Genomic DNA, 7,916 nt, shown 5'->3' with positions numbered 1-7,916 from the left:
ACTCGCCCCGCTGCAGGAAGGCATCCTCTTCCACCACCTGCTGCAGACGGACGGTGGCACGGACGTGTACGCGGCGCCGCGAGTCATGGAGCTCGGCTCACGGGATCGCCTGGACACCTTCCTCAGCGCTCTTCAGCGGGTGGTGGACCGACATGACATCTACCGCACGGCGATCGTGTGGGAGCAACTGCGTGAGCCGGTGCAGGTCGTGGTCCGTACGGCCGAACTGCCCGTCCACGAGGTCTCTCTCGACCTGCAAGGCCCCGACGTGGTCGAGCAGTTGATCGCGGCTGCCGGACCGACCATGGACATCCGTCGCGCGCCGCTGATCGACGTGCACATCGCCACGCAGCCCGGACGGGACGGTGGATGGCTGGCGTTGCTGCGGATGCATCACATGGTCCAGGACCACACCGGCCAGGACGTGCTGCTCGATGAGATGCGAGCGTTCCTGTCGGGGCAGGAGGGTTCCCTGCCCGAACCGGTGCCCTTCCGGAACTTCGTCGCGCAGGCCCGACTCGGTGTGACACGGGAGGAGCACGAGCGGTACTTCGCCGACCTGTTGGGCGATGTGGAGGAGACCACCGCCCCGTACGGTCTGCTGGACGTGCACGGTGACGGCAGCGGCGTCGTGCGTGCCCGGATGGACGTCGACGACGAGGTGGGACATCGAATACGCGACGTCGCCCGCTCACTCGGTGCGAGCCCGGCCACCGTGTTCCACCTGGCCTGGGCCCGGGTGCTGGCCACCATCAGCGGCCGTGACGACGTCGTGTTCGGCACCGTGCTGTTCGGACGCATGAACGCCGGTGCGGGTGCGGACCGGGTGCCGGGGTTGTTCATCAACACCCTGCCCGTTCGCGTCCGTGTCGACGGAGTGAGTGTGGGCCGGGCGTTGCAGGGCGTACGCGACCAGCTCGCGGAACTGCTCGTGCACGAGCACGCGCCGCTGAGGCTGGCGCAGCAGGCCAGCGGAGTCCCGAACGGCAGCCCGCTGTTCACCTCACTGTTCAACTACCGGCATGGCAGGCGCCCGCAGACGGAGTCCGGTCCGAACGCCGGCACCTCGTCCAAGGGCATCAGCACGGTGTACGCCCGGACCGCCACCAACTACCCGGTGGCCGTGTCGGTGGACGACCTGGAGTCCGGGTTCGGGCTGAACGTGGACGCGGTGGGCTCGGTGGACGGTCAGGCGGTGTGCCGGCTGCTGCACACCTGCCTGGACAGCGTGGTGACTGCCCTGGAGCACGACTCGGACAGCACGTTGTCGTCGATGGAGATCCTGGACACGGTCGAGAAGGACCGACTGCTGGCGGACTGGAACGACACGGCAGTGGGGGGCGTCGCGTCGATGGTGCCCGCCCTGTTCGAGGCTCAGGTGCGTCGTACCGCGAGCGCAGTGGCGGTGGTTCAGGACGGTGCGGCGGTGTCGTTCGCGGAGCTGGAAGCACGGGCGAACCGGCTGGCGCGCTACCTGCGGGCTCAAGGCGTGGGCGCGGAGTCGGTGGTGGGTCTGTGCCTGCCGCGCGGGGTGCAGACGATCGCGGCGATTCTGGGTGTGTGGAAGGCGGGGGCGGCCTATGTGCCGGTCGATTCCACTATGCCCACCGAACGCATCGCGTACGTGCTGGCGGACAGTGGTGCGGTGCTCACCCTGACCACGGGCGAGTTCCTTGAGTCACTGCCGGCGAGCGGGCATCGGCTGGTCGCGGTGGACGCGCCTGAGTCGACGCAGCCGTCGGCGGAACCGGAACCGTCGGCGGAACCGGAGTGGTCGGCGGATGCCGCGGCGCCGTTGCCGGGCCAGATCGCGTACGTGATCTACACGTCGGGTTCGACGGGGCGGCCCAAGGGAGTGGCGGTCACGCACGGCGGACTGGCGAACTACGTGACCACGGTGCCCGGGCGGATCGGGCTCGACAGGCCCGGTCGCTACGCGGTGGTGCAGGCCCAGACGACCGACTCGGGGAACACACTGGTGTTCGCCAGTCTGGTCACCGGTGGTGAGCTGCACATCCTGGACGAGGACACGGTGACCGACGCGGTGGCGGTGAGCAGGTATCTGACGGAACACCGCATCGACTACCTCAAGGCCGTGCCCTCGCATCTCGCGGCGCTGACGGCCGGGCCCGAGGGTGCCGCCGGGGTGCTGCCGGGCAAGGCATTGGTGCTGGGTGGTGAAGAGGCACCGCAGGAAATGGTGGCCGGCTTGCTGGCGGCGGCCGGTGAGCAAGAGGTGTTCAACCACTACGGCCCGACGGAGACGACCATCGCCGTGGCGACGGCTCGGCTGTCTGCGGAGTCGATCGGCTCGGGTGCGGTGCCGGTGGGCAGGCCCGTGGCCAACACGCGGCTGTACGCGCTGGACGGACGGCTGAAGCCGGTGCCGGTGGGCGTCGCGGGCGAGCTGTACATCGCAGGTGCACAGGTGGCGCGTGGCTATGTGGGCCGGCCCGACCTGACCGGCGAGCGGTTCGTGGCCTGCCCGTACGGTGGTGCGGGCGAGCGGATGTATCGGACCGGAGACCTGGTGCGCTGGACCGGGGACGGCCAGTTGGTGTTCGCCGGACGAGTCGATGAGCAGGTGAAGATCCGCGGATTCCGGATCGAGCCCGGAGAGATCGAGGCGGTGCTGGCCGCGCACCCGCAGGTGGCGCAGACAGCGGTGATCGCAAGGCAGGACACGCCCGGCGACAAGCGCCTGGTCGCCTACGTGGTCCCGGCCCCCAACGGCGGAATCACCGCCACCACCGACGCCACGGCGGAGGCGGCCCTGCCGAATACCCTGCCCGATGCCCTGCGCACGTGGGCGACAGGTCGGCTGCCCGGCCACATGGTGCCCTCGGCCGTGGTGGCCCTGGACGCGCTGCCGCTGACGGTGAACGGGAAGCTCGACCGTGCGGCCCTGCCCGTCCCCGAATACGCGGAGAGGCGGGGGCGCGGCCCGGCCACGCCACAGGAGGAGATCCTCTGCCGGGCGTTCGCCCGCGTGCTCGGTCTGGACCAGGTCGGAGTCGACGACGACTTCTTCGCTCTTGGCGGGCACTCGCTGCTGGCGACCCGATTGAGCAGCGAGATCAGAGAGGAACTGGGGACGGAACTGCCGATCCGGGCGGTCTTCGGCACCCCGACGCCGGCCGGGCTCGCGGTCTGGCTCACACAGCAAGGTGACAGCCGTCGGAAAGCTAGGCCCGCGCTGCGGCCGATGCGCAGCCAGGAGGAGTCCTGATGATCCCGCTCTCGTTCGCCCAGCGTCGTCTGTGGTTCCTGGCACAGCTGGAGGGGCCGAGCACCACGTACACGAACCCGACGGTGCTGCGCTTCCCCGAGGTGCTCGACCGGGAAGCGCTGGAAACGGCGCTGCGGGACGTGCTGCAACGGCACGAGGTGCTGCGGACGGTGTTCCCCGCGCCCGACGGCGAGCCGTACCAGCGCATCCTGCCGGTCGACGAGACCGGGTTCGAGCTGGCCGTCGCGGACGTGTCTCCGGAGCACCTGACGCAGACCGTGGAGCACGCCGTCCGGCACGCCTTCGACCTGGCCACGGAGATCCCGCTGCGAGCCAGCCTGCTCACAGTGGGCCAGGACGAGTGCGTGCTCGTCCTGCTCGTGCATCACATCGCGTGGGACGCCTGGTCGGCCGGCCCGCTGGGGCGTGACCTGTCGGTGGCCTACGCGGCGCGCCGCGAAGGCCGGGCGCCCGAATGGGAGCCCCTGCCGGTGCAGTACGCCGACTACGCCATGTGGCAGAGGGAGCTGCTGGGCGACGAGGACGACTCGGAGAGCGTGCTGTCCCAGCAGGTCGAGTACTGGCGGCAGGCCCTGACGGGAGTCCCCGAGGAACTGTCGCTGCCGACCGACCGGCCGCGGCCGGCCGTCCCGACCCACCGCGGTCACCAGGCGGAGCTGGAGATCCCGGCCGTGGTGCACGAGCGGCTCGTCGTCATGGCACGCGAACGAGGCATGAGCCTCTTCATGGTGCTCCAGGCGGCACTCGCCGTGACCATGTCCCGGCTCGGCGCCGGTACGGACATCCCGATCGGTTCAGCCATCGCCGGACGCACCGACAAGGCACTCCACGACCTCGTCGGGTTCTTCGTCAACACGCTCGTCATACGCACCGACCTCTCCGGCGATCCGACGTTCGCCGACGTGCTGGACCGGGTCCGGGAGACGAGTTTCGGCGCCTTCGAGCACCAGGACGTGCCCTTCGAACGGCTCGTGGAGGAGCTGGCGCCTGCCCGTTCCCTCGCGCGGCACCCCCTCTTCCAGGTCATGCTCACCCTGCAGAACGCCGGTCCGGCGAAGCTCGACCTGTCCGGCCTCAAGGCGTCCCGCATAACCCGCGGAACCGCCACGTCGAAGTTCGACCTTGAGGTCGCAGCGGCCGAGACCTTCGGTGCCGGGGGTGCGCCGGCCGGCATGCGTGGCGTGGTGACGGTGTCGGCCGACCTCTTCGACGAGGAGACGGCCCACCAGATCGCAGGCCGCTGGGTCCGAGTGCTGTCGGCTGTGGCCGCGGACCCGTCGATACGGATGAGCTCGGTGGAGATCCTCGATGCCGACGAGCGCCGGAAGTTGCTCGTGGACTGGAATGACACGGGGGTGGAGGGCTCGGCGTCGACGTTGCCGGAGTTGTTTGCGGCGCAGGTGGCGCGGACGCCGGATGCGGTGGCTGTGGTGGTGGGGGATGTGGGGGTGTCGTATGCGGAGTTGGATGCGCGTGCGAGTCGGTTGGCTCGGGTGTTGGTGGGTGAGGGGGTGGGTCCTGAGACGTTGGTGGGGCTGGCGTTGCCGCGTTCGGTCGAGTTGGTGGTGTCGGTGTGGGCGGTGTTGAAGGCGGGGGCGGGGTATGTGCCGATCGACCTCGACTATCCGGCGGAGCGTGTCGGGTTCATGGTCGCTGACGCGGGTCTGGCGTGTGTGATCACTGCTTCGGGCACGGTATTTCCCGAGGTGTCGGTGCCTCGTCTGGTGTTGGGTGATCCCGGTGTTGAGGGTCGTTTGGCGGCTGTGTCGGGTGCGGATGTTGCGGATGCCGAGCGTGTGGGTGCGCTGCGTGTGGATCATCCGGCGTATGTGGTTTATACGTCTGGTTCTACGGGGCGTCCGAAGGGTGTGGTGATTTCTCATCGGAGTGCGGTGGGTTATCTGCGGTGGTGTGGTGAGGAGTATGAGGGTCTGCGTGGGGTGGCGGGTCTTCATTCGTCGGTGGCGTTCGATCTGACGGTGACGTCGTTGCTGGGCCCGTTGCTGGTGGGCGGGTGTGTGCGGGTGGTCGGGTTGACCGAGAGCGCGGATGTGGTGGAGGCGTTGTCGGGGGAATGGCGCTGCACCTTCTTGAAGGTCACGCCGAGCCATCTGAGGTTGCTGGGTGATCTGGCGCGGGGCCGCCAGTTGTCGGGTGATGTGGTGGTGGGTGGTGAGGCGCTTTCCGGTGAGGTGGTGCGGTGTTGGCGTGAGGTGAATCCTGGGGCGAGGGTGGTGAATGAGTATGGGCCGACCGAGGCGACCGTCGGGTGTGTCACCTATTCCATTCGCTCCGGAGATGATTTCTCTGCTGCCGGTGTGCCGATCGGGGTGCCGATTGCGAATACGCGGGTGTTTGTGCTGGATGGTGCGTTGCGTCCGGTGCCGGTGGGTGTGGCGGGGGAGTTGTATGTGGCGGGTGCGGGGCTGGCGCGGGGGTATGCGGGGCGTCCCGGTCTGACGGGTGAGCGGTTTGTGGCGTGTCCGTTCGGTCCGGCTGGTGCGCGGATGTATCGGACGGGGGATGTGGTGCGGTGGTCGGCCGGGGGTCGGCTGGAGTATCTGGGGCGTGTGGATGAGCAGGTGAAGATCCGCGGTTTCCGGATCGAGCCGGGTGAGGTCGAGGCGGTGCTGGCCGCGCACCCGGCGGTGGCGCAGGCGGTTGTGGTCGCCCGTGAGGATCTTCTCGGGGACAGGCGGCTGGTGGCCTACGTTGTGGGGGATGCGGCCCCGGCCGAGCTGCGTGAGTACGTGGGTGAGCGGTTGCCGCAGTACATGGTGCCCTCGGCGGTGATTGTCCTGGATGCGTTGCCGTTGACGGTGAACGGGAAGCTGGACCGCAAGGCGCTTCCTGCTCCGGAGTATGTGAGCGGCGGGGGCCGTGGTCCGGCGACGGTGCGGGAGGAGATCCTGTGCCAGGCGTTCGCCCAGGTCCTCGGCCTTGATGAGGTGGGCGTCGAGGACGACTTCTTCGCGCTCGGTGGGCATTCGTTGCTGGCGACGCGGCTGGTGAGTCGCGTGCGTGCGGTGCTGGGTGTGGAGGTGGCGCTGCGGACGCTGTTCGAGGCGTCCACTCCGGCCGGTCTCGCGGCACGGCTGGGCCGGGCCGAAGTGGCTCGTCCGGCCCTGGTCGCGGGGGAGCGTCCGGAGCGGGTGCCGCTGTCCTACGCGCAACGCCGGCTGTGGTTCATCAGCCAGCTCGAAGGCCCGAGCGCGACGTACAACATCCCGATCGGCGTGCGACTGACGGGGGCGCTGGACCAGCACGCGTTGGAAGACGCGCTGCGCGATGTCCTGGAACGGCATGAGGTGCTGCGTACGGTCTTCGCGGTGGCCGACGGAGAGCCGTACCAGCGGATCCTGTCGGTCGAGGAGAGTGGCTTTGCGCTGACCGTCACGGATGTGAGCGCGGAGGACGTGGACGCGGCTGTGGCGGAGGCGGCGCGGTGCGCCTTCGACCTCGCGGAGGAGATCCCTGTCCGCGCCCGGTTGTTCAGGCTCGGACCGGATGAGCATGTGCTGATGTTGGTCGTGCATCACATCGCGGGTGACGGCTGGTCGATGGGGCCGTTGGCGCGTGATGTGTCGGTGGCGTACGGGGCGCGGTGTGAGGGGCGGGCGCCGGGTTGGGCGCCGTTGCCGGTGCAGTACGCGGATTACGTGTTGTGGCAGCAGGAGGTGTTCGGGTCCGAGGAGGATCCGCAGAGTGTGCTGTCCCGTCAGATGGAGTTCTGGCGTGAGGCGCTCGCCGGTGCCCCGGATGAGCTGACGCTGCCGTTCGACCGAACGCGCCCTGCTGTGGCATCACATCGAGGTGGCAGGGTGCGCTTCGTGCTGCCCGCCGAGGTGCACCAGGGGCTCACCGGACTGGCTCGGGAGTCCGGAGCGAGCCTGTTCATGGTCGTGCAGGCCGCCTGGGCGGCGCTGCTCACGCGGGTGGGCGCGGGGACCGACGTGCCGATCGGTTCGCCGATCGCGGGGCGGACCGACCAGTCGCTGGATGATCTCGTCGGCATGTTCGTCAACATGCTGGTCCTGCGCACCGATACGTCGGGGGATCCCTCCTTCCGCGAGCTCATCGCGCGGGTCAAGGAGAGCGACCTGGCCGCTTTCGCGCACCAGGACGTGCCGTTCGAGCGGCTGGTGGAGGAACTCAACCCTACCCGCTCCATGGCGCGTCACCCGCTTTTCCAGGTCGTGCTGAGCTTCCAGAACAACCGCCCGGCCAGACTCGAAATGGCCGGCCTCCGAGGCTCCGCTGCACATGCGCAGTCGACCACGGCCAAGTACGACCTCGCGCTCTACATGGAGGAGCGGGAGGAAGGAATCGCCGGCGCGCTGGAATACGCCCTCGATGTGTTTGATGGGGGGACGGCTGAGCGTTTGGTGGGTTGGTTCGGTCGTTTGCTGGAGGGTGTGGTGGGGGCGCCGGACGTCCGGTTGAGTGCGGTGGATGTGCTGAGTGTGGGTGAGCGTGGGTTGGTGTTGGGGTGGGCTGGTGTGGGTGGGGAGGTGCCGCCGGCTGGTGGGTTGTCGGTGGTGGAGTTGTTCGAGGCGCAGGTGGTGCGTGATCCGGGTGCGGTGGCGGTGGTGTGTGAGGGGCGGTCGTTGTCGTATGGGGAGTTGAATGCGTGGGCGAATCGTCTGGCGCGGTGGTTGGTGGAGCG

General features: G+C 68.9%; 2 protein-coding genes. Both read left to right on the top strand.

What is annotated here, in order from left to right:
• Positions 1-3,229, top strand: a 3,229-nt coding sequence (locus AC27LF_RS45085; RefSeq protein WP_479665170.1) for a non-ribosomal peptide synthetase, incomplete at its 5' end; no start/stop codon positions are given.
• Positions 3,229-7,916 (top strand): amino acid adenylation domain-containing protein (locus AC27LF_RS45080; protein ID WP_487231306.1); only part of this gene is annotated, 4,688 nt, incomplete at its 3' end. The genes AC27LF_RS45085 and AC27LF_RS45080, both read left to right, overlap by 1 nt.

Source organism: Streptomyces diversicolor (assembly GCF_057537855.1).
This window is presented reverse-complemented; position numbering and strand designations above follow the sequence as displayed.